This is a genomic window from Streptomyces sp. GbtcB7, assembly GCF_019091445.1.
Lineage (GTDB): Bacteria > Actinomycetota > Actinomycetes > Streptomycetales > Streptomycetaceae > Streptomyces > Streptomyces mirabilis.
Genome location: NZ_JAGXJM010000003.1, coordinates 439,270 through 465,604 on the forward strand (window position 1 = coordinate 439,270; position 26,335 = coordinate 465,604).

General features: G+C 71.0%; 21 protein-coding genes. 8 read left to right on the plus strand and 13 right to left on the minus strand.

Annotated elements, in window-relative coordinates; genetic code table 11:
- Positions 1–54: 54 nt before the first annotated feature.
- Complete coding sequence (locus KVT44_RS07330) at positions 55–1,716, minus strand: class I adenylate-forming enzyme family protein (RefSeq protein ID WP_217566437.1); 1,662 nt, start codon at positions 1,714–1,716, stop codon at positions 55–57.
- Positions 1,713–2,477: an SDR family oxidoreductase gene (locus KVT44_RS07335; RefSeq protein ID WP_075027741.1), complete on the minus strand. Its 765-nt coding sequence runs from the start codon at positions 2,475–2,477 to the stop codon at positions 1,713–1,715. The genes KVT44_RS07330 and KVT44_RS07335 overlap by 4 nt, the downstream gene beginning before the upstream one ends.
- A 251-nt stretch (positions 2,478–2,728) precedes the next feature.
- On the opposite strand from KVT44_RS07335, the gene KVT44_RS07340 reads away from it, so the two are divergent.
- On the plus strand, positions 2,729–3,991 hold the full coding sequence (locus tag KVT44_RS07340) for an exo-beta-N-acetylmuramidase NamZ domain-containing protein (protein WP_217566438.1): 1,263 nt from the start codon (positions 2,729–2,731) through the stop codon (positions 3,989–3,991).
- Between the two features lie 110 nt (positions 3,992–4,101).
- Positions 4,102–5,424 (plus strand): serine-threonine protein kinase, encoded by a 1,323-nt coding sequence (locus KVT44_RS07345; RefSeq protein ID WP_217566439.1) that lies wholly within the window; start codon positions 4,102–4,104, stop codon positions 5,422–5,424.
- Between the two features lie 33 nt (positions 5,425–5,457).
- Here the strand turns inward: KVT44_RS07345 and KVT44_RS07350 are convergent, their stop codons facing one another.
- The gene (locus KVT44_RS07350) at positions 5,458–8,250 is read right to left on the minus strand and encodes a penicillin acylase family protein (RefSeq protein WP_217566440.1); all 2,793 of its coding nucleotides are present in this window, start codon (positions 8,248–8,250) and stop codon (positions 5,458–5,460) included.
- Positions 8,251–8,608: 358 nt separating this feature from the next.
- On the opposite strand from KVT44_RS07350, the gene KVT44_RS07355 reads away from it, so the two are divergent.
- Complete coding sequence (locus tag KVT44_RS07355; RefSeq protein ID WP_217566441.1) at positions 8,609–9,211, plus strand: hypothetical protein; 603 nt, start codon at positions 8,609–8,611, stop codon at positions 9,209–9,211.
- Positions 9,212–9,486: 275 nt separating this feature from the next.
- Positions 9,487–10,554: an RNA ligase (ATP) gene (locus tag KVT44_RS07360; RefSeq protein ID WP_217566442.1), complete on the plus strand. Its 1,068-nt coding sequence runs from the start codon at positions 9,487–9,489 to the stop codon at positions 10,552–10,554.
- Between the two features lie 68 nt (positions 10,555–10,622).
- Here the strand turns inward: KVT44_RS07360 and soxR are convergent, their stop codons facing one another.
- Positions 10,623–11,150 carry a redox-sensitive transcriptional activator SoxR gene (gene soxR, locus KVT44_RS07365; RefSeq protein WP_099923505.1) on the minus strand — a complete coding sequence of 176 codons (528 nt, stop codon included), beginning with the start codon at positions 11,148–11,150 and terminating at the stop codon, positions 10,623–10,625.
- A 128-nt stretch (positions 11,151–11,278) separates the two neighbouring features.
- Between soxR and KVT44_RS07370 the strand changes: the two genes are divergently transcribed.
- A complete protein-coding gene (locus KVT44_RS07370; RefSeq protein ID WP_067366373.1) occupies positions 11,279–11,740 on the plus strand; it encodes a MaoC family dehydratase in 462 nt (153 codons plus the stop codon).
- 24 nt (positions 11,741–11,764) lie between these two features.
- Here KVT44_RS07370 and KVT44_RS07375 read toward each other — a convergent pair whose 3' ends face one another.
- The 3 genes from KVT44_RS07375 to KVT44_RS07385 form a co-directional block, all read right to left on the minus strand.
- The gene (locus KVT44_RS07375) at positions 11,765–12,391 is read right to left on the minus strand and encodes a TetR/AcrR family transcriptional regulator (RefSeq protein ID WP_099923504.1); all 627 of its coding nucleotides are present in this window, start codon (positions 12,389–12,391) and stop codon (positions 11,765–11,767) included.
- Between the two features lie 60 nt (positions 12,392–12,451).
- Positions 12,452–12,682 carry a YiaA/YiaB family inner membrane protein gene (locus KVT44_RS07380; protein WP_067365118.1) on the minus strand — a complete coding sequence of 77 codons (231 nt, stop codon included), beginning with the start codon at positions 12,680–12,682 and terminating at the stop codon, positions 12,452–12,454.
- Between the two features lie 70 nt (positions 12,683–12,752).
- Positions 12,753–13,904, minus strand: coding sequence for an acyl-CoA dehydrogenase family protein (locus KVT44_RS07385; protein WP_217566443.1), 1,152 nt, complete (start codon positions 13,902–13,904; stop codon positions 12,753–12,755).
- Between the two features lie 84 nt (positions 13,905–13,988).
- Between KVT44_RS07385 and KVT44_RS07390 the strand changes: the two genes are divergently transcribed.
- The 3 genes from KVT44_RS07390 (at position 13,989) to KVT44_RS07400 (ending at position 16,664) form a co-directional block, all read left to right on the plus strand.
- Positions 13,989–14,630, plus strand: coding sequence for a TetR/AcrR family transcriptional regulator (locus KVT44_RS07390; protein ID WP_217566444.1), 642 nt, complete (start codon positions 13,989–13,991; stop codon positions 14,628–14,630).
- Positions 14,631–14,895: 265 nt separating this feature from the next.
- Entirely contained in the window at positions 14,896–15,621 is a 726-nt protein-coding gene (locus KVT44_RS07395) for a metalloregulator ArsR/SmtB family transcription factor (RefSeq protein WP_217566445.1), read from the plus strand.
- 71 nt (positions 15,622–15,692) lie between these two features.
- Positions 15,693–16,664, plus strand: coding sequence for a DMT family transporter (locus KVT44_RS07400; RefSeq protein ID WP_190169553.1), 972 nt, complete (start codon positions 15,693–15,695; stop codon positions 16,662–16,664).
- A gap of 104 nt (positions 16,665–16,768) precedes the next feature.
- Here the strand turns inward: KVT44_RS07400 and KVT44_RS07405 are convergent, their stop codons facing one another.
- The 6 genes from KVT44_RS07405 to KVT44_RS07430 all read right to left on the minus strand — a co-directional run bounded on the left by KVT44_RS07405 (position 16,769) and on the right by KVT44_RS07430 (position 26,249).
- Positions 16,769–17,851 carry a Zn-dependent alcohol dehydrogenase gene (locus KVT44_RS07405; protein ID WP_217566446.1) on the minus strand — a complete coding sequence of 361 codons (1,083 nt, stop codon included), beginning with the start codon at positions 17,849–17,851 and terminating at the stop codon, positions 16,769–16,771.
- A gap of 74 nt (positions 17,852–17,925) precedes the next feature.
- Positions 17,926–19,314, minus strand: a complete 1,389-nt coding sequence (locus KVT44_RS07410; protein ID WP_217566447.1) for an aldehyde dehydrogenase family protein — start codon at positions 19,312–19,314, stop codon at positions 17,926–17,928.
- 114 nt (positions 19,315–19,428) lie between these two features.
- Positions 19,429–20,772: an ABC transporter ATP-binding protein gene (locus KVT44_RS07415; RefSeq protein ID WP_190169551.1), complete on the minus strand. Its 1,344-nt coding sequence runs from the start codon at positions 20,770–20,772 to the stop codon at positions 19,429–19,431.
- 235 nt (positions 20,773–21,007) lie between these two features.
- On the minus strand, positions 21,008–22,237 hold the full coding sequence (locus tag KVT44_RS07420) for an MFS transporter (RefSeq protein ID WP_217566448.1): 1,230 nt from the start codon (positions 22,235–22,237) through the stop codon (positions 21,008–21,010).
- A gap of 162 nt (positions 22,238–22,399) precedes the next feature.
- Entirely contained in the window at positions 22,400–23,836 is a 1,437-nt protein-coding gene (locus KVT44_RS07425) for a CitMHS family transporter (protein ID WP_217566449.1), read from the minus strand.
- 154 nt (positions 23,837–23,990) lie between these two features.
- A complete protein-coding gene (locus tag KVT44_RS07430) occupies positions 23,991–26,249 on the minus strand; it encodes a molybdopterin oxidoreductase family protein (RefSeq protein WP_217566450.1) in 2,259 nt (752 codons plus the stop codon).
- Between the last annotated feature and the right edge of the window lie 86 nt (positions 26,250–26,335).

Consider the following 26,335-nt stretch of genomic DNA (forward strand, 5'->3'; position numbering starts at 1 on the left):
GCCGCCACCTGCCTTTCAAGCGTTGTCCGGTGAAACGCGTCGTCTACTGCTCGTCTACTGAGACTCCTGGGGACGGGAACGCAGTTCCCGACGGAGGATCTTGCCACTCGCCGTCTTCGGCAGCTCGGGCAGGATCTCCACATGCCGCGGATACTTGTAGGCGGCCAGTCTCTCCTTGCAGTACGCGGCGAGCGCGTCGGGGTCCTCATCCGCGCCGGGCCGCAGGCTGATGTAGGCCTTCACGGTCTCGCCGCGGTAGCCGTCGGGGATGCCGACGACGGCCGCCTCCCGGACCGAGGGGTGCGTGTAGAGCACGTCCTCGACCTCGCGGGGCCACACCTTGAAGCCCGACGTGTTGATCATGTCCTTCTTGCGGTCGACTACATAGAGCCAGCCTTCGGGGTCCATGAATCCGATGTCGCCGGTGCGCAGCTCACCGTCCGGGAAGGTCTCGGCGGTGGCTTCGGGGCGGCGCCAGTAGCCGGGCACGACCTGGGGGCCTCGTACGAGGATCTCGCCCTGTTCGCCGAAGGGCACCTCCTGGCCCTGGTCGTCGACGATGCGTACGACCGTGTCGGGGCCCGGCACACCGACGGCCAGCGTGCCCGAGACCGGGTCGACGGGAGCCTCCCGGCCCGGCGGTACGGAGGCGCAGGGCGCGGTGCACTCGGTGAGTCCGTAACCGTTGCGGATGTAGGGCCCGAAGCCGGCCCGGAACTTCTCCACCAGGGCCGGCGGCAGTGGCGCGCCGCCCGAGGAGATGTTCACGAAGGAGGCGAAGTGGTCCGGCGTGACCGCCGGATGCGCCGCGAGTGCCATGAAGGCGGTCGACGGGCCGACCGTGTACAGCGGCCTGTGCTCGGCGAACGCGTCGAGGACGACCCCCGCCTCGAAGCGGTAGGCGAGGACGAGCGTGCCCACGCTGTCGAGGCAGGCGGCGAGCTGGCAGACCATCCCGGTGATGTGGAACAGGGGCGCCATCGCGAAGTAGACGGGCGCCTCCGGCAGCCCGAGGCCCGTCCGCTGCCGCTCGGCGTTGTACATGATGTTGCCGTGCGTGTTGGTGGCCCCCTTGGGGGTGCCGCTCGTCCCCGAGGTGTAGCTGATCAGCGCGATGTCGGAGGGCTCCGCGTCACGCCCCGCGGGGGCCTTGTGACCCGCCCGGGCGACCGCCACCAGATCGTCGGCGTCCGCGGCCTGCGGCAGCCGCTCGAAGGTCAGCACCCGTGCGTCGCCCCGAGTCTGGAAATCCAGCTCACACCCGGTGAGGACGACGCTCACGGCCGAGTCGGCGGCCGTCTCGCGCAGATACGACTCCCACGCGCGGTCGGAGCAGACCAGGGCGCGTACGTCCGCGTCGTGCAGGACGTGGCGGACCTCGCCCGACTTGTACATCGGGTTGACCGGCACGACGGTCGCGCCCGCCTTCCAGGCGCCGAGCAGCGCGAGCACGAAGTGCGGGGAGTTCTGGAGCAGGATCGCGACGCGGTCGCCGCGCTCCAGACCGCGGGCGGCGAGGTGCCCGGCGACGGAGTCGCTCAGCTCGTCCACCTCGCGGTAGCTCAGCCGCCCGTCGAAGTAGGCGAGCGCGGCGCGGTCCGGAGCGTCCGCCACGGCGCCGCGCAGGGCGTGCACCAGGGAGTCGGCCGGGCTCACCGGGCCGCTCTGGGCGTCATTGAGGAGGGCCACCCAGGGCCGGTCGGCGTAGGTGGTCACCGGGTCGCCTCCCACTTCTGCTGGATGTGGTTCATGTTCGTCAGCCAGCGGTCCGGTTCGGCGGCCCGCACCTGGTAGTACCCGGCGACCTCGGGGTGCGGCAGGATCAGGAAGCGGTCCTCCTCGATCCCCGCGAACAGCGCGTCGGCGACGGCCTCCGGCTCGATGGCGGTGGGCTGCAGGACCAGGTCGCCCGCGCTGCCGGTGGCGTCGAGCATGTCGGTGCGCACGCCCTGCGGACAGATCGCGTGCACCTTCACGCCGCGGTGGCGGTACGTCAGCGACAGCCACTCGGCGAAGGCGTACGCGCCGTGCTTGGTGACGCTGTAGGGCGCGGCGCCGATCATGGTGAGCAGTCCGGCGGCGGAGACGGTGGAGACGAACCGGCCGCTGCCGCGCTCCAGCCAGGCCGGGAGCAGCTCCTGGGCCGCCCGGACGTGCGCCATCACGTTGACGTCCCAGGCGAGCGCCCAGACCTTCTCGTCGGCCGACTCACTGCCGGCCGAGGGGAGGCCCGCGTTGGCGCAGTAGACGTCGATGGTGCCCCCGAGGGCGTCCCGGGCCTCGGCCACGATGGTGGACGCGTCGCCGGGAACCGCGATCGCCCCGATCTCCTCCGCCACGGCCTTCGCCTTGGCGGCGTCCAGGTCGTTGACGACGACCCGGGCCCCCTCGGCGGCGAAACGACGGGCCAGTGCGGCCCCGATGCCGCCTCCGGCCCCGGTGACGACCACTCCCGCATCCTGCACGGCTTCCACCATCGGTCTCCTTCGACACGACGCAACGCAACACGGCTCAGCTGCGACCCCAGACTAACCAGTCGGTATGTAGCAGGGGAAGGGCCCTTTGAAAGCCCCGGCCCGCAGGAGCGCCCCTTCAGAGGCGCGGGGCTCTGACATATGCGGCTCCGCCGCGTGGGCGCGACAAGCCACGAACCACCCGCAGCTTCCAAACGACCGGCGGGAGCCCTAACGTGCCGGTGCCAGCCTTCCGCGATCACGGAGGTCCCCCCATGCGCCCGTCCCGCCGAGCCCTCCTCACAGCCACCGCCACGGCCACCGCCACAGCCGCCTTCGCGGCGACCCACACCACCCGCACCACCCCCACCACGACGACATCCCATGCCGACCCCCTCCGCACCGGCTTCGAGCAGCTCCAGGCAAGCGGCTACGCCGCCCTCCACGGCCGGCGTGTCGGCGTCGTCACGAACCCCACCGGTGTCACCAGAGACGTTCGCCACATCGTCGACGTCATGCACGCCGACCCCCACGTCGAGCTGACCGCCGTCTTCGGCCCGGAACACGGTTTCCGCGGCACCGCGCAGGCCGGCGGCTCCGAGGGCCGCTACGACGACCCGGCGACCGGACTCCCGGTCTACGACACGTACCTCAAGAGCGGCAAGCCTCTCGCCGACGTCTTCACCGCCTCCGGCGTGGACACCGTCGTCTTCGACATCCAGGACGTGGGCGCGCGTTTCTACACGTACATCTGGACGCTGTACGACTGCATGGAGGCGGCCCGGCTCGCGGGCAAGCGCTTCGTGGTGCTGGACCGGCCGAACCCGGTGACCGGACGAGCCGCCCAGGGCCCGGTGCTGCACAAGGAGTTCGCGACGTTCGTCGGGCGGCAGCCCATCGCGCAGGCGCACGGGATGACGGTGGCCGAGCTCGCGCGGCTGTTCAACGGGGAGTTCCTGGCGGCGCCGGTGGAGCTGACCACCGTACTGATGTCGGGCTGGAAGCGGTCGGACTTCTACGACGCCTCCGGCCTGCCCTGGGTGCCGCCGAGCCCGAACATGCCGACGGCCGACACCGCCCTGGTGTACTCCGGAACGTGTCTCTTCGAGGGGACGAACCTGTCGGAGGGGCGCGGCACGACCCGTCCGTTCGAGCTGCTGGGCGCGGAGGGCATCGACGGCCGATGGGCTCTGGAGGCGAACCGGCTCAAGGTCCCGGGCGTGCGCTTCAGGGAGGCGTACTTCGCTCCGACCTTCTCCAAGTTCCAGGGAAAGACGATCGGCGGCATGCAGATCCATGTGGACGACCGGGCCGCGTACGACCCCGTCCGCACCGGAATCGCCCTCCTGGTGACCGCCAAGAAGGTCTGGAGCGGCTTCGCCTGGCGCTCGGACAACTGGATCGACAAGCTGACCGGCTCCGCCGAGGTGCGCACGATGATCGACGCGGGGGCGACGACCGACGAGGTCGTGGCCGCCTGGCAGGACGAGCTGAAGGCCTTCCAAAGGATCCGGAAGGAATATCTTCTCTACGGATGAGCGGAAAGAACTTCTTTTCCGCGGTTGAGTCGTGACGTATGGCCAATCTTCGCCCCCGGTAGGACGATGCGCCCACATCGCACCGCCTTCGGGGGACGAGGGGGCTTGCCATGGCGGATCCGGCAGTCAGTGTTTCTCCCTACTGGGAGCTGACCTTCGACGCGGACGGGGACGTGGACGGCCGGGAAAGGGACCGGCTGCTCGCGGAGGTGCCCCGGCGCGGAGTGCGTGATCTGATCGTCTTCGCGCACGGCTGGAACAACGACCGCTCCGGCGCGACCCGCCTCTACAGCCAGTTCTTCGCGCCCGTGCCGGACCTCGCGCCGCACGCGCGTCTGGGCTACGTCGGTGTGGTGTGGCCCTCGATGCGGTTCTCGGACGAACCGATCCCCGACTTTCCCCGGTCGGTGGCCGCCGACGTGCCCGCCGCCGCCCGTACCGCGCTCGACAAGGACACCCGGCAGGCGCTCCTGGAGGTGTTCCCGGGCCGGGCGACGGTCGTCGAGCAGATCGCGCGCCTGCTGGACCAACAGCCGGACGAGGGAGCCTCGTTGGAGGAGTTCGGGCGCCTGGTGCGGCTGCTCGTGGAGGTACCACCGCAGGGACCGCAGGCCGCCTTCGCCGCGGACACGCTCGCGGAGGGCGCGCCGCAGGGCGACCCCGCGATGTTCTTCGGGGACACGGCCACGGTGTGCGGCGAGTTCGCCGAGGCACTGGCCGGGATGACGGCCCCCGGCGAGAGCTTCGCCCTGCCGCGGCCCTGGGACGGGGCGCGTGAACTGCTGCGCCAGGCCACCTACTACGCCATGAAGCGGCGCGCGGGCACGGTGGGTGAGCGTGGGCTCGGGCGCGCGCTCGGACAGCTCGCGACCGCCGCGCCCGGGGTGCGGGTACATCTGGTCGGACACAGCTTCGGCGGACGGCTGGTCTCCTTCGCGCTGCGCGGACTGCCCGAGGGCGTGCGCACGGTGAAGTCCGTGACGCTGCTCCAAGGGGCGTTCTCGCACTACGCGTTCGCGGCGTCGCTGCCCGGCGACCCGCGGGCGAGCGGCGCGCTGCGCGGTCTGCAGAGCCGCGTCGACGGCCCTGTGGTGTGCTGCTACTCCCACTTCGACACGGCGCTCGCCACGATCTATCCGCTGGCCTCCCGGATGGCGGACGACGACCGTTCGGTGCTGGGCGTCGACCTCGACCCCGGACACCTCCTGGGTGCCCGCTGGGGCGCGATGGGACACGACGGGGTGCAGGCGGTGGAGGGCACAAGGACGTTCACGCTCGCCGACGCGCTGCGCGCTCAGCTTCCGGTGTCGGGGTGCGTGAACGTCGACGCGTGCGCGGTGGTGAACCGCGGCGGGCCCCCGAGCGGGGCCCACAGCGACATCTGCCACCGGGAGTTGGCCCAGGTGGTGCTGGCGGCGGGCCGTGTTCGATGACCCGCCGCCGGGAGTCCGCGACGCGCTCCGGGGTCACCGGTGCGACGTGTACTCCACCACCTGCTGGTAGGTCGGCCGGTTCTGCCAGGTGATCTTGCCGTGCTTGATACCGCCGAGCGTCCGCTGGACGATCGAGTCGGCACACCACTGGTCGCCCGCCGAGCACTGGTCGTCGCCCGGGTAGACCTGGGCGGCGGTCAGGCCGGCCGCCGTCTTGAGTGTGCTGATCAGGGCGTCCCGGCAGGCGCTGAGGGTGCCGCCGCCGCAGTACTTCTGCGACAGTCCGCCCTGCACCGACTCACCGAGGACCGCCCGGATGTCCTTGTCGACATAGCTCCACCAGCCGTACTGGAAGGAGCTTCCGGCGTGCGCCCCGGTCGGACCGTGCGCGGCCGACGGGGACTCGTCGATGGGCAGGTTGTTGGAGAAGGCCGTGTACAGGTCGGTGCCGAGACCGGGTTCGAACTCGGCCTTCACCAGCAGCGGCCACCAGGCGTCCAGGATGCGGATCGCGTCGGCGTTGGAGTAGGTCTTCGAACCGGCCGAGGTCTCCTTGCGCTTGGCGCCGGCCGTCACCCAGTCGGACAGCTTGGTCACCGCCGCCGCGGCCGTGGTGTCCGTGACCGTCGAACTGTTGATGACCTTCAGCAGCTTCGGCAGCACGTCCTCGGCCCGCAGATCGGCCAGCGCGGCGTCGGCCATCGCCTTGGTGAGCGAGGACCTGGTCACCCCGCCCGCGGCGACCAGCTTCTTCACCCGGTCCTCCAGGAGGTTCCCGCGGTGCACGGAACCGTCTCCCCAGGGGGCCGTGGTGTAGTCCTTGGCCTGCTTGTTGTTCCAGGAGATGTAGTAGTCCTGGTCGATGGAGTTGGGGTGCGCGGACGGCGGGGTGTACGAGGCGGTGTTCGTCGTCGGGTCCCAGTTCCGCCACTCGTACGCGGCCTGCGCCCAGACCGGGAACTCGGCGTCGACGGCGGCCGCCCGCACCGGGTTGTCACCGCTGTTGTAGTACGCGGTGTGCGAGGAGTCGGCGTAGAACCAGTTGAAGGTGTAGTTGATGTGCTGCACCGCGCTCTGGAACGTCTGCGGGCTCTTCACGTAGTCCGGGTCGTTGAGCATCTGGAAGCCGATGATCGAGTCGGCCTCGTGCATGTAGGAGGAGCGCAGGGTCGTGTACGCGACCTTCTTGCCGCCGACCGTCGCGCGGTACTCCACGGGACCGTACTTGGTCCGGTAGACCTGCATGCGGTACGAGCCCGCCGCGGTGCCGTCGGCCGTGGTGGGCTTCCAGGAGTTGGTCCGCTCGACCTTGTCCATGGCGGTGCAGGTGCCGTGGTACAGGTAGTGGTAGTCGTCCTGGCACAGCTCGACGGCGTAGGTGTCGATGATGTCCTGGCCGGAGGTCGTCGCGCTCCAGGAGTAGTCCTGGCCGCGGCCGAGTTCGACGTACATGCTCAGGCCCGCGAAGGAGGCGCCGCGCGCGCTGAGGCCCGGCCCCTGGATCTCCTGGAGCATGAGGAGCTGTGGCGCGAAGTAGCCGGTCTGCGGCCCGAAGACGGCGATGGGGTGGCCGCTGGCGGTGTACTTGCCGCTCACCACGAGGGCGTTGGACATCCCGCGCTTCGCGGAGGTGAGGGTGGTGGCGGCCGCCGTCGCCGAGGCGCTGGTGGCCGTGGCGGTGGCCGCGCTGCCGGTGCGGTCGTAGACCAGTGGCTCCTGGGTCACCGAGCCGGCGTCGGGCAGGGCCTCGCCCTGCGCGGTGTCGGGCTTCGAGGCGTACGGGAAGCTCTCGCCGTTGTGGACGGTGAGCACCGCCTCGGGGTCGTTGCGCTCGCGGAAGGACTCCCAGACCTTGGTGCCCTCGGTCACGCCGTACTTGGACTGGGCGGCCAGCAGCGATATGGCGTTGTTGACCTCGCCGCCACCTCCGGAGCCGAAGAGCGAGCCGATGACGGAGGCCAGCGCGACCAGGTCGGTGATCTTGAAGTGGTCGATGGTGCCGGCGTTGGTGATGGAGTCCTTGTGGCCGGTCAGGACGTACTCACCGGGGAAGTAACGGCCGCTGTCGGACGCGTCGATGTACGCGTTGATGCCGTCGATGTAGGCGTTGGCGTCGGCGAGGGCCTGCTGACCGCGGGCGCCGTTGTTCGCGATGGCGTTGTCGATCTGGGTCTGCAGATCGGCCTCGGTGTAGGGCGCGTTGCGCCAGAACTCCTGCTCCAGGCCCTGGTTGGAGGAGGCCCCGCCGGCGAAGGAGGTCAGCTGGCCGCGGCCGACGTGCCGGAAGACATCCATCAGCCACAGCCGGTCCTGGGCGGCGGCGTACCCGGCGCCGTACTCGGTGCCGTAGCGGGTGGTGCCGGTGATGTGCGGCACACCGGTCTTCTTGTCGCGGACGATCGTCACGTCGCTGCGTCCGCCGGGCGCGGTGGTGGAGGCGACCTGGTCGGAGGCGACCCCGAAGGACGCGTCGTTGAAGAAGTCGTTGATCTTGGCGTCGGTGAGCGTGGCGGCACCCGAGGCCAGGTTGTTGTAGGGGCCGAGCTGGTCCTCGGCGTGGTCGGGCTGGATGCCGAAGGCCTGGTTGAGGAGGATCTGGGCGAGGGTGGCGTTGCCGTTCTGACCGGGCGGGAGGATGTCGGAACACTGGCCGCCGCAGTAGTCGTTGGCGGCGAGCGCGGTCGTGCTGTCGGCGGCCGCCGCCTGGGTCAGCGGGGACAGCAGGGCGGCTATGAGAGCACAGATGGAAGCCGCCCCCAGGAACTTGGGGAATCTGCGGGGAGTTCTCTGTCTGTCGAGTGCGGTGCGTGGGGTGCGCCGTGGCATGGCTGCTCCTACCGACGGGGGTGGGCCGGACGTTACCGCCGGTATCCCCGAGTTGGAAGATGAACATGCGTCAACTTTTCAACGATCACTGAGCTGTTCGGACGTCACGAGCCGTTTAGAGATCGACGGGCCATGCGGATCCGGCGACACCCCGCTCATCCCGGCCCACGGGCTTTTCGACAGCTGGCTGACAGCGAGGGGAGGTAGGCCGGAGGGAGTTCGGCCGGTGACTTATGGCGCTCATCGGAAATTGGATGGAGCCGAATCGCGTGTCGATACGTCTACTCGGCGACGTCCCTGGGACGGCAACGCCGAAGTGACCGAAGTACAGGTGCAGGTGTGACGGAGGTGCAGGGCGATGGCGGGTTTTCGGAGTCTGGCGAGACAGGTGCGAGATCCGAGGAATGATCTGGCACTGCGACGCTATTCACTGCGCAAGTGCCTGGAGAGGTTCGCCCCTTACGGGCATCGGGCGACCTGGGACCATCTCTGCTCCCGGGCCGGGTTCGGCCCCGAGGACCGGTCCCCCGATCCAGCGCGGCTCGTGGCCGCACTGGACGAGTTAGAGGAGGCCCGCTCCGTCTGGCTCGCCTACGAGGTCGAGTTCGCCGAGCGCCGCAAGAAGGAGAAGCACGACGGGCTGCGCCGGCCGGGCAGCGTGGACGACTGGCATCGGCTGACCTGGGGCGGATTCGGCGTCGCGTGGTGCGACGATCCGCGGATCCACCCCCACGAATCACTGGCCGAGGTGCTGCGCCGGCTGATCGCCGCGCTGGAGCGCGAGCCGGGCACGGTCTGCCCGGTCTGCACCGGTGAGCGCCTCACCTGGAAGTACGACCTGGCCCACGAACCGTCGTCGGGTCCCGTCTGCACGGAATGCGGAATCGTCGTACCGCGGCCCGTGCTCACGCCCGAGGCGCTGGCGGAGGCCAGGCGCGGGCGGTTGCTCGTCTCAGTGTGAGCGCTCCGCCGGGTTGAACGGGGGGCGGGGTCGTGGTGAGGGTCGGGGTCGGCCGGGTTACGGGGACTGCGGGTGAGTCGTCGGCTGCGGGATCGTCCGTGGCTGGGCGCGCAGTTCCCCGCGCCCCTGGCGGGGCGCTGACCTCGCCGGGGTGCGGACGGGGCGTACAGACCTGTGAATCCGACGCTAGCAGGCGCAAATCCGTTCGCTCCATCTCTTTCTCCTCGGGACAGTTGGGCTCGATGAAACCCCGTTGAGGTACCCGAGGAGTCCCGATGTCGACGCTGCGCGTCACCGCCGAAGTGCTGACCGTCCACGAGCATCCGAACGCCGACGCGCTCGAACTGGCCCAGGTGGGCCTGTACCGAGCCGTCGTCGCCAAGGGCGCCTACCGCACCGGCGAGAGTGCCGTCTACATCCCCGAGCAGTCCGTGCTCCCCACCACGCTCATCGAGGAGCTGGGCCTGACCGGACGCCTCGCGGGCCCCGGCTCGGACCGCGTCAAGGCCGTACGCCTGCGCGGTGAGCTGTCGCAGGGCATCGTCTGCCGCCCGAAGGCGCTGGCCGACGTCGATCTGGCGCGGGCCGCCGCGGACGGCACCGACTTCGCCGAGGCGCTCGGCATCGTCAAGTGGGTGCCGCCGATCCCGCCCACCATGAACGGCGACGTCGAGTCCGCGCCCGATCTGCTGCCCTGGGTCGACATCGAGAACATCCAGCGGTACCCGGACATCTTCGCGCCGGGCGAGAACGTCGTCCTGACGGAGAAGCTGCACGGCTCGGCCTGCCTGCTGACCTACCTCGCCGACCAGGACCGCGTGTACGTCTCCTCCAAGGGCTTCGGCGCCAAGTCCCTCGCCCTCAAGGAGGATTCCCGCAATCTGTACTGGCGTGCCGTCCACGCCCACGGCGTCGCGGCGGCCGCGGCCCGGCTCGCCGAACGGCTCGGCGCCCGCCGGGTCGGCATCTTCGGCGAGGTGTACGGGGCGGGCGTGCAGGACCTGTCGTACGGCGCCGACGGCCGCCGCGAGTCCCTCGGCCACGCCGTGTTCGACGTGTCCGCGGAGATCGCCGGCGAGGTCCGCTGGCTGGACGCGGCCGCGCTTCTCGACGGCGAACTGCCGCTGGTGCCACGGCTGTACGAGGGCCCGTACGACATCGACCGCGTCCTGGAGGTCGCCTCGGGCCGGGAGACCGTGTCCGGGCGCGCACTGCATCTGCGGGAGGGCGTCGTGATACGCCCTGCCGTCGAGCGCTACAGCCCGGTGACCGGCGGCCGGGCCATCGCGAAGGCGGTCAGCCCGGCGTATCTGACGCGCAAGGGCGGCACGGAGTACGAGTGACGGGTCCGGGCGGTCGCGGCACGGGAGTCGCGGTTCCACCCGGCCACGGCGCGGGCCGAGGGGTGCCCTCAGCAGCACTCCTCGGCCGCGCGCTGCGACTCCTGCTCCCCCTGTGACCGCTGCGGCTCCGGCCGCGCGGTGACGCGCTCCACCATGAGCCGGGAGCCCGCCTGGCGCTCGCCGAAGACGTCGTCCGGGTTGGACAGCACGCAGTTCTCCAGGGACAGACAACCGCACCCGATGCAGTCGGTCAGGTGATCCCGGAGTCGGCTCAACTGCTTGATCCGCTCGTCGAGTTCGGATCGCCAGGCCTCCGACAGCCGGGCCCAGTCCGCGCGCGTCGGGGTGCGCTCCTCGGGGAGTTCGGCGAGCGCCTCGCGGATGGTGGCGAGGGGGATGCCGACGCGCTGGGCGGCCCGGACGAAGGCGACACGGCGCAGCGCGTCACGGTGGTAGCGGCGCTGGTTGCCGGTGGTGCGACGGCTGCTGATCAGGCCCTTGGACTCGTAGAAGTGCAGGGCGGAGACGGCGGCGCCACTGCGGGCCGACAGCTGGCCGACGGTCAGCTCGTGGATCTTCTCAGGGATCTGGGGCACCCCTCGAACCCTACCTACTTCGTCACCCGCTCTACCTACTTCGTCACACGTCCGGTCCGTTGACACGCGCCCCGTACCCGACCATGCTAAGCAGTTGCTTAGACATGGACATGTGGGAGGTCGGGAAGATGGCAGAGCCGAGGACGTTCGCGACGGTCGACGAACTGCGGGCCGCGGTGGGCGAGCAGCTGGGGTACAGCGACTGGGTCGAGATCGAGCAGAAGCGGATCGACCTCTTCGCGGAGGCGACCGGCGACCACCAGTGGATCCACGTCGACCCCGAGAAGGCCGCGACCGGCCCCTTCGGCACGACGATCGCGCACGGCTACCTCACCCTGTCGCTGCTCCCGCTGTTCGGCCCGCAGCTGATCAAGGTCGAAGGCGTGAGGATGGGCGTCAACTACGGGACGAACAAGGTGCGTTTCCCCGCCCCCGTACCGGTCGGCTCACGGCTGCGTGCCACCGCGCAGATCACCGGCGTCGAGGACGTGACCGGCGGTGTCCAGGTGTCCGTGGCCTTCACCGTGGAGCGCGAGGGCGGCGACAAGCCGGTGTGCGTGGCCGAGTCGGTGTCGCGCTACTACCTCTGAGCGCCCCCAACCGCCCCGGGGCCGCTACTGCTTGGCCCCGACCATGCGCAGCACGAGGTCGGCGTAGAGCGCGCCGACCTCGTCGGGCGTACGGGGCCCGTCGACGTTGAACCAGCGAGCCACGTCGATGCAGAGGGAGAGCACGGCGAGCGTGGTGCCCGGCACGTCCGGCACGTCGAAGTCGCCCGCCGCCACGCCGTCCGCGATGATGCCGCGCACGGCCGCGTCGGTCTGCCGCCGCAGCGCGACGATCTCCGCCCGCGCCTCGGGCCCGAGGGCTTCCAGCTCGTACTGCACGACCCGCGCGGTGGTGTGCTGCCCGGCGTGCCACCGTACGAAGGACCGCACGGCGTCGGTGAGCCGCTCGGCGGCGCTGCCGCCGCCCTGCGCCGCGCCGCGCACGATGTCGAGCGCCTTGTCGTGCCCGATCCGGCTGATGCGGTGGAGCAGCTCTTCCTTGGTCTTGTAGTGGATGTAGAGCGCGGCGGGGCTCATGCCCGCGCGGCCCGCGATGTCCCGGGTCGTCGTCGCGTGGTATCCGCGCTCGGCGAAGGCCTCCACGGCGGCGACGAGCAGCCGCCGGGCCGCGTCCGGGGTGACCTCGGCCCACGGCTGCATCTCGCCGCCGGCCGTCTCCTCCGCCGTACTCATCGCTGGTTCGCCCCTCTCGCTGACAGGAGGTACACCATACCGCCGAAGCTGAGCGGGCGCTTAGCGTGCCCGCTCAGCGCCTGCGTCCTGACGGTCCCGGATCACCTTGGCCAGCGTGAAGGACGACGTCACGAGATAGAGAACGGCGATGGCCAGAAAGGCTCGCACCCAGGCGTCGGCGTGCAGCTTGTAGATGCCGACGGCGGTCGCCACCATGGCGACGGAGAAGGAGGCCACGGCCTGGCCGTAGAAGGCCGCCGTGTTCTGATGCTTGACGGGTGTCTCACTCATGGGGACAAGGGTCGGCGGACGCGACCGCCGCCGCATCCGCCGACGTACTCAGTGCCGCGTGCGGGCGTACTCAGAAGGCGGAAACCCCCGTCAGCGCCCGCCCGATGACCAGCTTCTGTATCTGGCTGGTGCCTTCGTAGAGGGTCATCACGCGGGCGTCGCGCAGCAGCTTGCCGACCGGGTACTCGTCGATGTAGCCGTAGCCGCCGAAGACCTGGAGTGCGTTGTTCGCGGCGCGCACGGCGGCCTCGGAGGCGAAGAGCTTGGCCTTCGACGACTCCGTGGCGAAGGGCAGTCCGCGGTCGACGAGATCGGCGACCCGCCAGGTCAGCAGCCGTGCCGCGTCCACGTCGACGGCGATGTCGCTGATCAGTTCCTGGACGAGCTGGTGGTGCGCGATGGTCTTCCCGAACTGCTCCCGCTCGGTCGCGTACCGCACGGCGGCGTCCAGGGCCGCCTGGGCGATGCCGACACACCCGGCGGCGACCGACATCCGCCCCTTGGCCAGGGCGGACATGGCCACGGAGAACCCCTTGCCCTCGGGCGCCAGCATGGCGCTCGCGGGTACGCGTACGTCCTCCAGGGCGAGTTCGGCGGTGGCCTGCCCGCGCAGGCCGAGCTTGCCGTGGATGGTGCGGCGGGTCAGGCCTGGGGTGTCGGTCGGCACGAGGAAGGCGGAGACGCCCTTGTGGCCGGGTGCGTCGGTGGAGCGGGCGAAGAGCAGGACGACGTCGGCCCAGGTCCCGTTGGTGATGAACATCTTGGTGCCGTTGATGACGTAGTCGTCGCCGTCGCGTACGGCCTTCGTCGTCAGGTTGCCCGCGTCCGAGCCGGTGCCGGGCTCGGTGAGGCCGAAGCAGCCCACGTAGGCGCCGGAGGTCAGCCCCGGCAGCCACTGCCGCTTCTGCTCCTCGCTCCCCCAGTACGCGATCGTCTTGGCCACCAGACCGAGCGAGACGGAGACGATGCCGCGTACGGAGGAGTCACCGCGGCCCAGCTCCTCCGTCACGAGGCAGTACGCGAGGTGGTCGCCGCCGCTGCCGCCGTACTCCTCGTCGACGGTGAGCCCGAGGAAGCCGACCTCGCCGAGCTTCTTCACGAGCGAGCGGTCGACCTCCTCCGCCCGGTCCCACTCGACGACATGAGGGGCGATCTCGCGGTCCACGAAGTCCTTGGCGAGTTGCCGGACGGCGGTCTGCTCCTCGCTGAGCTCCAGGTTCATGACGGTCACCCCATTTGAAAGCCGTACATTCGAAAAGCTAAATTAGCACTGCTAGTTTAAGTCCGCAGCCCTACTATGTGCGCCATGGCCCGACCGCGCAAGCCCCTCCTGAGCACCGACCGGATCGTCGACACGGCACGGGCCCTGGTGGACGCGGAGGGTCTGGCCGCCGTCTCCACGCGGCGGCTCGCCGCCGAACTGGGCGTGAGCGGGCCCTCCCTCTACAACCACTTCCGCACCAAGGACCAGATCCTGGAAGCGGTCGCGGACTCCGTGAGCGCGCAGGTCGACCTGGCGATGTTCGAGGACGGGCGGGACTGGCGTACCGCCCTGCACGACTGGGCCGTGTCCTACCGGGCGGCCCTGCGCGACCACCCGAACATCGTCCCGGTCCTCGCCCGCGGTCCCGGGCGCCGACCCGCCGGGCTGCGCCTCGCGGACGCCGTCTTCGGCGCGATGGTCGACGCCGGCTGGCCACCGGCCCAGGCCACGTCGATCGGCGCCCTGATGCGCTACTTCATCATGGGCTCCGCCCTCGGGTCCTTCGCCGGGGGCTTCGTCGACGACGAGAGCGCGTACGATCCCGCCGACTATCCCCACCTCGGACAGGCCCACCTGCTCGCCGAGCAGCAGGAGAAGGTGGACGAGCGGGCCTTCGAGGTGGGGCTCGGGGCGTTGCTGGACGGGCTGACGGAGCAGTTCGGAAGGGTGACGGGCGAAGGCTGACGGCGCCGAGCCGGTTTGATCCCGCCCCGCCGCCCCCGGGTGGGGTTCTTCGGCTGCAGGTGAGTGGGGGCTTGGCGCGCAGTTCCCCGCGCCCCCAAAAGCCTCCAGCCCGTCCGGCGTTCGATGATGAGGCCCATGGGGCGCCGGGGCGCAGCCCCGTGCCCCAGGGGCGCGGGGAACTGCGCGCCCAGCCCCCACCGCCCGGCAGCCGAAGAACCCCCGCGGCCCGGAGACCGTTCGGCGGGGGCCGAACTGTACGGGGCGGATGATGGGTGGCATGACGAGGTCGACGGATCCGGTCGCACCGGGACTCGCCGCGCTGGCGGCGATGTTCGCGGACGAGACCCGCGCCACCTTCCTGCTCACCCTGCTCGACGGCCGCGCTTGGACCGCGGGTGAACTGGCCAGGCACGCCCACGTCGCCCCCTCGACGGCCAGCGAACACCTGGGCAAGCTCGTCGCAGGCGGCCTGCTCGCCGAGGAACGACAGGGCCGACACCGCTACGTACGGCTCGCGGACCCCCACGTCGCCCAACTCGTCGAGGACCTCGCCGCCCAGGTCGCACCCGACACCGCCCGACGCCCCCGCACCCTGCGGGAAGCCGGCACGGGCTCCGCGATGGCCCGCGCCCGCACGTGCTACGACCACCTCGCGGGCCGCCTCGGTATCACCCTCACCGACGCCCTCACCCACCGCGGCCTGCTCCGCCAGGACACCGGGTTCGCGCTCACGGACGCGGGCCTGCGATGGTTCGACGAGGCAGGCATCGACCTGAACCGCACCGGCCGCCGCCCCCTCACCCGCGGCTGCCTCGACTGGACCGAACGCCGCCCCCACCTCGCGGGTACCGCCGGCGCGGCCCTGTGCCGCCACGCCCTGGACGCCCACTGGTGCGTACGTATCGGCTCGGAGCGCGCGGTCAAGGTCACGCCGGACGGCGAGCGGGCCTTCGCGGAACTCCTGGGCATCGAGGCGGCGGCACTCCGCTGACCGGCCATGTCCCACCGCGGCGTCCGAAAGCCGCGAGCACCCTGCCCCGTACCCCACCTAGCCTCGGGACCATGATGAACGCCACCTCTCCCGCGTCCGCCCGTCGCGCGGACCTGCTCGCCGCGGGCGCCGCGACCGTCACGGTCGTGCTGTGGGCCTCCGCCTTCGTGTCGATCCGCAGCGCGGGCGCGGCGTACTCGCCGGGCGCGCTGGCACTCGGGCGGCTGTTGGCGGGATCCGTCGCGCTGGGCGCCCTCTGTCTCGTACGCGGCGAGGGGTGGCCGCCGCGCGCGGCCCGGCGCGGGATCGCTATATCCGGCCTGCTCTGGTTCGGCTTCTACATGGTGGTGCTCAACTGGGGTGAGCAGCAGGTGGACGCCGGCACGGCGGCGCTCGTCGTGAACATCGGCCCGCTTCTCATCGCGCTGCTCGGCTCCCGACTGCTCGGCGACGCGATGCCACCGCGGCTGCTCGCGGGCATGGCGGTGTCGTTCGCGGGGGCGGTCGCGGTGGGGCTGTCGATGTCCGGCGAGGGCGGGTCCTCGGTGCTGGGAGTGGTCCTGTGCCTGCTCGCCGCCGTCGGCTACGCGGCGGGGGTCGTCGCGCAGAAGCCGGCGCTCGGGCGGGCGAGCGCCCTCCAGGTGACCACGTTCGGATGTCTGGTCGGGACGGTGGCGTGCCTGCCGTTCGCGGGGCAACTCGTCCACGACGTGGCGAACGCGCCCGCCGCCGCCACCCTCAACGTGCTCTACCTGGGCGTCTTCCCGACCGCACTGGCGTTCACGACCTGGGCGTACGCGCTGGCCCGGACCACCGCGAGCCGTATGGGCGCGACGACCTACGCGGTGCCCGCGCTCGTCGTCGCGATGTCCTGGCTGTTCCTCGACGAGGTGCCGGCGCTGCTCACGCTCGCGGGCGGCGCACTGTGCCTGGCCGGAGTCGCGGTGTCCCGCTCCCGCCCCCGGTCCAAGGCTTTCCGGGACGCGGCGAACCGCGCGACCGGCCCCCACGCACCCGCGGACAACCAAGTCACCGGGGGCTAGGGCCTGTCCGGCGGATCAAGTCGCAGGAAACGGGCGGTGGCTCATGAACGCCGCAGATGGGCGTGCCAAGCCCCGCGTCTGCGGCATGATCCGCCGGACAGGCCCTAGAACACCACCAGCGCGCGTCCGCCCTTCCCCGCCACCATGTTCTCGAACGCCCCCGCGATCCCGTCCAGCCCGATCCGCTCGGTCACCAGCATCCCCAGATCCAGACGCCCCGCCCGCACATGCTCCGCCAGCACCGGCAGATCCCGCGCAGGGTCGGAGTTGCCGTACACGCAGCCGGACAGCGTACGGCCCCAGTGGAAGATCTCCAACGCGTTGAAGGTGACCTGCTGGTCCTTGCCACCGATGCCGACGACCGTCGTACGCCCGCCGCGGCGGGTGGAGTCCCAGGCCGCGCGAATGGTCACGGCACGGCCCACACACTCGACGGCGACGTCGACACCCTGCTTGCCGGTGAGGGAGCGGATCTCGCGGGCGGTGGTGTCGGAGGCGACGACGTAGTGCGTGGCACCGGCCTCGCGTGCCAGTGGCTCCTTCTCCGGAGAGATGTCCACCGCGATGACCTGCGACGCGCCCGCGATCCGCGCCGCCTGCAGCGCCGCGAGCCCGACCCCGCCCACCCCGAACACGGCGACGGTCTCACCGGCACGCACCCGCGCCGAGTGGTGGACGGCGCCGTACCCGGTGAGGACGGCGCAGCCGAGGAGGGCGGCGTCGGTGAGGGGGATGCCGTCCGGGACGGGGAGGACGCAGCCGGCGGCCACGACGGTCTCCTCGGCGAAGGCGGCGACGTTCAGGCCGGGATGGAGATCGCTCCCGTCGGAGGCGCGCCGCGCGTACACGTCGCCCGCGCCGGTCAGCGCGTTGGCGCACAGCCACACCTCCCCCAGCGAGCAGGCGTGGCACCTTCCGCAGGAGGGCGCCCAGTTGAGGACGACGCCGTCGCCGGGCGCGACACCCGTCACGCCCTCCCCGACGGAGACGACGGTCCCGGCACCCTCGTGGCCGAGGACGGCGGGGACGGGCACCCGCATGGTGCCGTCGGACAGCGAGAGGTCGGAGTGACAGACCCCGGCGGCGGCCAGCCGGACGCGGACCTGACCGGGACCGGGCGCCGGGAGGTCGATCTCGGCGATCTCCAGGGGAGCGCCCACGGCGGGAAGTACGGCAGCGCGAACCACGTAAAAGCTCCTCGGCCCAGAACTCTGGAACTGACGGGAATGGAGTGGAACGGAGTGGAGTGGTGTGGAACGGGCTAGAACTGGAGGGACTTCGTCTGGAGGTACTCGGACAGGCCGTGCGCGCCCAGTTCCCGTCCGACCCCCGACTGCTTGTAACCGCCGAACGGGGCACTGGGGTTGAACCGACCGCCGTTGATGTCGACCTGCCCGGTGTCGAGCCGTCGCGCGAAGGCGACCGCCTCGGCCTCGTCACCCGCCCACACCGCGCCCGCGAGCCCGTACACCGTGCCGTTGGCGATCCGGACGGCGTCCTCCTCGTCCTCGTACGGGATCACCGACAGCACCGGGCCGAAGATCTCCTCCTGCGCGATCGTCATCTCCGGGGTGACGTCCGCGAAGACGGTCGGCTGGACGAAATACCCCTGTTCGCGCGGGGATTCGGGGCCGCCCGCGACGAGCCGGGCGCCCTCGGCGACGCCCTTGTCGATGTAACCGCGCACCCGCGCCTGCTGCTTGGCGTTGACGACCGGGCCGATGCGGTCTCCGTACTTCGCCGCGGCGGTCGCGGCGAGCTCGACGGCCTCCTCGTACTGGGCGGCGTGCACGAGCATGCGGGTCCAGGCGCTGCACGTCTGGCCGGAGTTGGACATCACGTTGGCGACGCCGACGTTGACGGCCTTGGCGAGGTCGGCGCTCGGCAGGATGACGTTGGCGGACTTGCCGCCGAGTTCGAGGGCGACCCGCTTGACGGCCGCACCGGCCGTCGCTCCGATCCGCCGCCCCACCGCCGTGGAGCCCGTGAAGGAGACCAGGTCCACGTCCGGGTGTTCGGCGAGGGCCTGGCCCGCGACCGGGCCGAGGCCGGTGACGAGGTTGAAGACGCCCGCCGGGACGCCCGCCTCCGCGACCGCCTCCGCGAAGAGCTGGGCGGTGAGCGGCGTGTCCTCGGCGGGCTTCAGGACGACCGTGCAGCCCGCCGCGAGCGCGGGGGCGACCTTGGCGACGATCTGGTGCAGCGGGTAGTTCCAGGGTGTGATCGCGCCGACCACACCGATCGGTTCCTGGTAGACGGTCGAGTTGCCGACCTTCTCCTCGAAGGCATGGGTGGCCGCCAGTTCGGCGTACGAGCCCGCGACCAGGATCGGTACGGTCGCGTGGACCGCCTGCGAGAAGGACAGCGGGGAGCCGAGCTCCGCCGTGACCGTCTCTGCGATCTCGTCCTTGCGTGCGGTGAGGACGTCACGCAGGGCGCCGAGCCGCGCGGCCCGCTCGGCGGGCGGGGTCGCGGCCCAGGCAGGGAAGGCGGCACGGGCGGCCCGTACGGCGGTGTCGACGTCCTCGGCCGTGCCCGCCGGAACCCGGCCGAGAACCTGTTCGTCCACCGGGTTCACGACCTCGATCGTGTCCGTCCCGGCGGCGGGGCGCCAGGCACCGTCGATGTACATGCCGTCATGTGCCTTCATCGTGTTCCTCCCGGGCGGGGGCGTGCCGTCCGCCTCGCGGCATCGTCCGACCCACAAACTAGCGGTGTTAGTTTTCAGGCGCCAGACGTCTTCCCGCGACTCACCCTGCTCACCTCACTCGTCCAGGTCCGGCAGCCGCGCCGGAGCGGGGCAGATGCGTTCGCCGTGCTGGTCGAAGACGAACAGATGGGCGAGGTCGACGAGGAGGGGCACCTGCATGCCGTGACGCAGGTCGAAGTCGGGGGTGGTGCGGACCACCAGGTCGCCGGGGAGCCGGCCCTCCGGCGGTATCTCGTCGTCGCGCGCGGGACCCACGTCGGCGGGGTCGTCGAGGTCGACCACCGGGCCGGCCCGCAGACCGGCCCGGCGGTCCCGGAGACGGTCGAGGAGCGAGCCCTCGCGACGGCGGCGCCTGACCGGGCGGACCGGGCGCGGCGCCTCCAGATCCGGGACGAACGCGGGCCGCGAGCCGGTGTTGAAGTGGACGAGCACCTCGTGCCCCTGGAACTCCACATGCTCGACGAGACCGCTGATCGCCACCTCGCCGGGCCGGGCCTCCGACGGCATGGCCAGACGGACGGCCTCGGAACGCAGCCCGACGATGACCTCGCGGCCCTGCTGCACCCGCAGCAACCGCTGATCCACCGACCAGGGCTCGCGCAGCGGCAGATACTGCTTGCCGAGGCTGATCGTCATGGCCCCGTCGAGCGGGGCCCGGACCAGGCCGCGCAACAGATTGATGCGCGGGGTGCCGATGAAGGCGGCGACGAAGACGTTCGCGGGCAGCGCGTAGACCGTACGGGGTGTGTCCAGTTGCTGGAGGACGCCGCCGCGCAGGATGGCGACCCGGTCGCCGAGCGACAGCGCCTCGGCCTGGTCGTGGGTGACGTACACCGTGGTGACGCCCAACTCCCTGGTGAGCGAGGCGATCTCGGCGCGCAGGTGGTTGCGGAGTTTGGCGTCGAGGTTGGAGAGCGGCTCGTCCATCAGGAAGGCGGAAGGGTGCCGGGCGATCGCTCGGCCCATCGCCACGCGCTGGCGCTCGCCGCCCGACAGTTGGTGGGGGAAACGGTCGAGGAGGTCCTCGATGCCGAGCATCCGGGCGGTGGCGTCGACGCGCGGACGCGGGTCCTCGCCGGGGGTCTCTATCCGCAACGGGAAGCCGATGTTGTCGCGGCCCGTCATGCTCGGGTAGAGGGCGAAGTTCTGGAAGACCATCGCCATGTCCCGCTCGGACGGCGGCAGATCGCCCGCGTCCTCACCGTCGAGACGTACCTCGCCCTCAGTGGCGTTCTCCAGGCCGGCGATCATCCTGAGCACGGTCGACTTGCCGCAGCCGGAGGGACCGAGCAGGACGAGGAACTCGCCCGGCCGGATGTCCAGCGACAGCCGCTCCACCACGCGGACACCGCGCGTATACGACTTGCTGACCTGGTGCAGGGAGATGGCGCGTGTCATGAAGGGTGCCCCCGGGGGCTCAAAGGGCGCTGTCGCTCCGCGGTCGAGACGCCCCGAGCGGGCCGCAAGGGACGTATGAGTCACGGAAGTTAACGGACCGCGACCACCCGGGGGAAGACACCCGGCGGGATCCGGCGTGTCGGTTCCCGTCCCTGTTCGGACGCGGCGGAAACGGACGATCGCCTACCGGCCCGACCGACACTTCGCCGCACCCTCGTCGGGCCGGTCGGGAAGGTCAGATGTCGCTCTTGCGACGCAGGGGCACTCCGGGCCGTACGGGCTCGGCACGGCCTGCGGGCGCCTTCCTCGGCGAGCGCAGCGCGATCCCCGAGGACAGCACCAACAGCGCGCCGAGCATCACGAACGGCGCGGCCACACCGGCGACCCCGGCGACCAGCCCCGCCGCGGCCGGGGCGGCCACCTGCCCCAGACGGTTGCCGGTCAGCCGCAGGGCCAGGGCCGTGGAGCGGGCCTCGTCCGGGGCGGCCTGCACGACCGTCGTCATGGACAGCGGCTGGCCGACGCCCAGACAGAAGCCGAGGACCAGCAGCATCGCGGCCAGCGCCCACACCGGCACGGGCAGCGCCATACCCGCGCACAGCACACCGGCCACCAGACAGGTCGCGGTGAGCAGCGCCGCCCGGCCCAGCAGTCGCAGCATCGGCGTCATGACCAGTCGGCAGGCGATGGTCGCCGCCGCGCGGAGACTGAGCAGCAGACCGATCACGGACGGCGCGATGCCCCGGTGCTCGCCGACCACGGGCAGATACGCGGTCAGGATGTCCGTCGCGGACAGCACGGAGAGGCTGATGAGGATTCCGGCGGGTACGCCCCGGGCACGCAGAATGCGGTGCACGGGCACACGGTCGCCCTGAGCCGTACGGGACTCGGCGGGCGTACGGTGCTCGATGCGCCAGAGCGAGGTGAACGACACCGCGGCGAGCGCACCCGCTACGAGCAGGGCCTGCGCGCTGCTGCCCGCCCTGTCCGGACCCCCGATCAGAAGGCCCGCGACGATCGGCCCGACCAGTTGGCCCAGGGAGGCGCCGATGGTGAAATGGCCGAAGTTGCGGTCCTGTTCGTGCGGCGCGGACTGCCGGGCCACGATCGACTGGGCACCGATGACGAAGCAGAGGTGACCCAGGCCCATCACCCCGCTCCAGGCAGCCATCGCCCCCAGCGAGTCCGCCGTACCGCTGAGCGCGCAACCGCCCGCGATGAGGACGACCCCGACGGGCAGCAGCGGGGCACAACGTCCGTGGTCGGTACGGCGGCCCAGCGGTACGGCGGCGAAGAGGGGCAGCAGGGCGTACACACCGGCGATCACACCGATGGCGCGTTCGTCGGCGCCCAGGGCAAGGGCCCGGTAGGAGACGGCGGGCCGGGCCATCGACACCGCCCCCTGCGCGAAGCCGAAGGCGATGACGAGGCGCAGCAGCCAGCCGCGGTTCCGACCGGGCCCCACGGGGACACCCCTCCATCCGATGACGGATTACAGATGACGGATTGCAGAGAACAGGTGGCAGATGACGGGTATCGACTGGCCGATATCGACCGACAGATAACAGATGACGGATTTCAGATGACAGATAACAGATGACAGAATCTGTCAGTCGACACCCGTCCGTCAGATGATGCCGAACAGAATCCCCGCCCCCAACACCACCAGCGAAGTCAGCGCCGCCCACTTCACCACAAACCTCGTGTGGTCTCCGAATTCGACCTTCGCCATGCCGACGAGGACGTATACGGCGGGCACCAGCGGGCTGGACATGTGCAGCGGCTGGCCGACGAGCGAGGCGCGGGCGATCTCCAGGGACGAGACCCCGTGTGCCTGGCCCGCTTCGGCGAGGACCGGGAGGACGCCGAAGTAGAAGCCGTCGTTCGACATGAAGTAGGTGAGCGGGATGCTGAGGACACCGGTGACGAGGGCCATGTGCGGGCCCATCCCGTCGGGGATGTTGGAGACCAGCCACTTGGACATGTGGTCGACCATGCCGGTGCCCTGGAGGACGCCGGTGAAGACGGCGGCGGCGAAGACCATGCCGGAGACGTTGAGGACGTTCTCGGCGTGGGCGCCGAGGCGGGCCTTCTGGTCGGGCATGTGGGGGAAGTTGACGGTGAGCGCGAGTGCGGCGCCGAGCAGGAAGAGGACCGGGATCGGCAGCCACTCCATGATCATGGCGGTGAGCAGCGTGACCGTGAGGAGCGCGTTGAACCAGTAGAGCTTGGGGCGCAGGGTGGCGCGGTGGGGGTCGAGACCCTGGAAGTCGTCGTCCGCGTCGGGCAGATCGGCGTCAGTGCCGGAGCCGGTGCCGGTGCCGGTGCTCGAACCACCCGTGCGCGCCGCCTTCTTCGCGACGGCGGCGGAGCCGTCGCCGGAGGCGCCCGCACCCGCGCCGACGAGCACCGTCTCGGTCTCCGGCTCCAGGACCTCGTCGAGCGTCAGCACGCCGAGCCGCTTGCGCTCGCGGCGTCCGAGGACGTACGAGAGGGCGAGGACGCCGAGCAGGCCGACGGCGAGGGCCGGGATCATCGGGACGAAGATGTCGCTGGCGTCGAGCTTCAGCGCGGTCGCGGCGCGGGCCGTGGGGCCGCCCCAGGGGAGCGTGTTCATGACGCCGTTGGCCATGGCGGCGACGCCGGTCATCACGACCAGGCTCATCTTGAGGCGCTTGTACAGCGGGTACATCGCCGAGACCGTGATCATGAAGGTGGTCGAGCCGTCGCCGTCGAGGGAGACGATCGCGGCGAGGACCGCGGTGCCGACCACGATCCGCAGCGGGTCGGCCTTGCAGAACTTGAGGATCCCCCGGACGATCGGGTCGAAGAGACCGACGTCGATCATCACACCGAAGTAGACGATCGCGAACATCAGCATCGCCGCCGTGGGGGCGAGGCTGGTGACGCCGTCGATGACGTAGTCACCGAGCTTGGCGCCCTTTCCGACGAAGACACAGAAGAGTGCCGGGATCAGCACGAGCGCCGCGATCGGCGACATCTTCTTCAGCATGATCAGGACCAGGAAGGTCGCGATCATGGTGAAGCCGAGGATGGTCAGCATGAGTTGGATTACCTAACGTTCGCCCTTGAACTCCCACCAGGGACGGCGGTGCGATGACGTTAGGTCGCGCAAGATTGCGTTAACAAGATGTTGACACGCGAGCAATAAGCGCAAAACTCCAGGTCACAGGCTTGTCTCGGTGAGCGGAGGCCCACTACGGGCACGCTGCGAGCTCCACCGGCACCCCGTTGAGCACCGCCGTACCCGACAGCGGGTCGAGGAGCGAGCCGTCGAGGAGCTGGTTGACGTTGACGCCCGGATCGAGGGCCGCATGGCTCATCCGGGTGCCGGGGCGGTCGTGTCCCCAGCCGTGCGGCAGGCTCACCACCCCGCGTCGTACGGTGTCCGTGACCTCGGCCGGGGCGACCACTTCTCCCCCGGCACCCTTGACGCGCACGGCCGCCCCGTCGGCGAGGCCGAGGCGTGCCGCGTCCTCGGGGTGGATGTGCAGGGTGCAGCGGTTGGTGCCGCCGGTGAGGGCGGGGACGTTGTGCATCCAGCTGTTGTTGGAGCGCAGGTGGCGGCGGCCGACGAGGACGATCGCCGCCGGACGCTCGCGCAGGGCGGCGCGCAGCCGGGGAAGATCGTCGACAATCGGTGCCGGCAGCAGCTCGATCTTTCCGCTGCGCGTCTTCAGTGGCCGCGGCAGACGGGGGCGCAGCGGTCCGAGGTCGATGCCGTGCGGGTGGGCGAGCAGTTTCTCCAGGCTCAGGCCGTCGGGCCGGGCGCCGAAGCCCTCGCCGTAGGGGCCGAGGCGCAGCATCATGTCGAGCCTGCGTTCGGGTCCGTTCTCGCCGGTGAGCCGCGTGGCGAGTTCCTTCGGGTCGCGTTCGTGGACGGGTCCGTGCGGGTCCTGGACGGCCTTGCCGAGGGTGGAGTCGATGACCATGGCGTCCACGGCGGACGGGTCGGCGCCGTGCATGCCGGTGGCGGCGAGCACCAGCCGGGCGAGGATCTCGGTCTCGGCCATGCGGCCCGGTTCGAGGGGGACGGCGGGGCGGTTGTAGCGGACCTGGTTGCGTACGGCGAGGGTGTTGAAGGCGAAGTCGTGGTGGGCGCTCTGGGAGGGCGGGGGCGGCGGCAGTACGACGTCGGCGTGGCGTGCGGTCTCGTTCAGGTACGGGTCGACGCTGACCATGAAGTCGAGGGAGTCGAGGGCCTTGTCGAGGCGGTTGCCGTCGGGTGCCGACAGTACGGGGTTGGCGGCGATGGCGATGAGGGCGCGGACGGGGCTGCCCTCGGGTGTGGCGGTGTCGATCTCCTCGGCGAGTGCGGCGAGCGGGAGTTCACCCTTGGCCTCGGGGTGGCGGCTCACCCGGCTGTGCCAGCGGCCGAGCGCGAAGCCGCGGCCGGGTCCGGCGGGGCGGGGGGTCTTGTCGGTGGCGGCCTGCGGGAAGAGGGCGCCGCCGGGGCGGTCGAGGTTGCCGGTGAGGATGTTGAGGACGTCGACGAGCCAGCTGGCGAGGGTGCCGTGCGGGACGGTGCAGCTGCCGATGCGGCCGTAGACGGCGGCGGTGGGGGCGGCGGCGAGTTCACGGGCGAGCGCGCGGATGGTGTCGGCGTCCACGTCGCAGGCCTCGCTCGCGGCCTCGGGGGTGAAGTCCCGTATGGCGGTGGCGAGTTCTTCGACGTCCTGGACGTGTGGGGCGAGGTCGCGCAGGTCGACGAGTTTCTCCTCGAAGAGGACGTACGTCATCGCGGCGAGCAGCAGGGCGTCGGTGCCGGGGCGGACGGTCACGTGGCGGTCGGCGAGTTTGGCGGTACGGGTGGTGCGCGGGTCGATGACCGTGAGGGTGCCGCCGCGGGCGCGCAGCGCCTTGAGCTTGCCGGGGAAGTCGGGGGCGGTGCACAGACTTCCGTTGGATTCCAGGGGGTTGGCGCCGATGAGGAGGAGGTGGTCGGTGTGGTCGAGGTCCGGGACCGGGATCGCGTTGGCGTCGCCGTAGAGCAGGCCGCTGGAGACGTGTTTGGGCATCTGGTCGAGCGTGGAGGCGGTGAAGACGTTGTGGGTGCGCAGCGCGGTGAGCAGGACGGGCGGGTAGAGGGCGCCGGCCATGGTGTGCACGTTCGGGTTGCCGAGGACGATGCCGAGGGCGTGCGGGCCGTACTGCTCGACGATCGGGCCGAGGCCCGCCGCGATCGCGTCGAAGGCCTCTTGCCAGGTGGCCTCGCGCAGTTCGCCGTCCGTGCGGACGAGGGGGGTGCGCAGCCGGTCGGGGTCGCCGTCGGCGGCGCCGAAGGAGGCGCCCTTGGGGCAGATGAACCCCTTGCTGAAGACGTCGTCGCGGTCGCCGCGGGCGCCGGTGACCCGGGTGCCTTCGATGGTGAGGGTCAGCCCGCAGGTGGCCTCGCAGAGGGGGCAGACGCGCAGGGCGGTGCGGGAGTCGGGGGTGGCGCCGGAGGTGCGGGACACGGGTCCTCCCGGAGGACGGTGGCGGCGGTGGCACACGGATCGGACCGAGCATACCGACCGGTACGGATGGGAGGGAGGGCTTTGAG

Excerpts from the sequence above, each read along its gene's own strand:
- KVT44_RS07340 (WP_217566438.1), top strand. The coding sequence starts at position 2,729 with ATGCGCCCGTCCCGCCGAGCCCTCCTCACAGCCACCGCCACGGCCACC.
- KVT44_RS07335 (WP_075027741.1), bottom strand. The coding sequence starts at position 2,477 with ATGGTGGAAGCCGTGCAGGATGCGGGAGTGGTCGTCACCGGGGCCGGA.
- KVT44_RS07395 (WP_217566445.1), top strand. The coding sequence starts at position 14,896 with ATGATGGGTGGCATGACGAGGTCGACGGATCCGGTCGCACCGGGACTC.
- KVT44_RS07375 (WP_099923504.1), bottom strand. The coding sequence starts at position 12,391 with ATGAGTACGGCGGAGGAGACGGCCGGCGGCGAGATGCAGCCGTGGGCC.
- KVT44_RS07385 (WP_217566443.1), bottom strand. The coding sequence starts at position 13,904 with ATGAACCTGGAGCTCAGCGAGGAGCAGACCGCCGTCCGGCAACTCGCC.
- KVT44_RS07400 (WP_190169553.1), top strand. The coding sequence starts at position 15,693 with ATGATGAACGCCACCTCTCCCGCGTCCGCCCGTCGCGCGGACCTGCTC.
- KVT44_RS07360 (WP_217566442.1), top strand. The coding sequence starts at position 9,487 with ATGTCGACGCTGCGCGTCACCGCCGAAGTGCTGACCGTCCACGAGCAT.
- KVT44_RS07345 (WP_217566439.1), top strand. The coding sequence starts at position 4,102 with ATGGCGGATCCGGCAGTCAGTGTTTCTCCCTACTGGGAGCTGACCTTC.
- KVT44_RS07350 (WP_217566440.1), bottom strand. The coding sequence starts at position 8,250 with ATGCCACGGCGCACCCCACGCACCGCACTCGACAGACAGAGAACTCCC.
- KVT44_RS07425 (WP_217566449.1), bottom strand. The coding sequence starts at position 23,836 with ATGCTGACCATCCTCGGCTTCACCATGATCGCGACCTTCCTGGTCCTG.
- KVT44_RS07355 (WP_217566441.1), top strand. The coding sequence starts at position 8,609 with ATGGCGGGTTTTCGGAGTCTGGCGAGACAGGTGCGAGATCCGAGGAAT.
- KVT44_RS07370 (WP_067366373.1), top strand. The coding sequence starts at position 11,279 with ATGGCAGAGCCGAGGACGTTCGCGACGGTCGACGAACTGCGGGCCGCG.
- KVT44_RS07380 (WP_067365118.1), bottom strand. The coding sequence starts at position 12,682 with ATGAGTGAGACACCCGTCAAGCATCAGAACACGGCGGCCTTCTACGGC.
- KVT44_RS07390 (WP_217566444.1), top strand. The coding sequence starts at position 13,989 with ATGGCCCGACCGCGCAAGCCCCTCCTGAGCACCGACCGGATCGTCGAC.
- KVT44_RS07410 (WP_217566447.1), bottom strand. The coding sequence starts at position 19,314 with ATGAAGGCACATGACGGCATGTACATCGACGGTGCCTGGCGCCCCGCC.
- KVT44_RS07415 (WP_190169551.1), bottom strand. The coding sequence starts at position 20,772 with ATGACACGCGCCATCTCCCTGCACCAGGTCAGCAAGTCGTATACGCGC.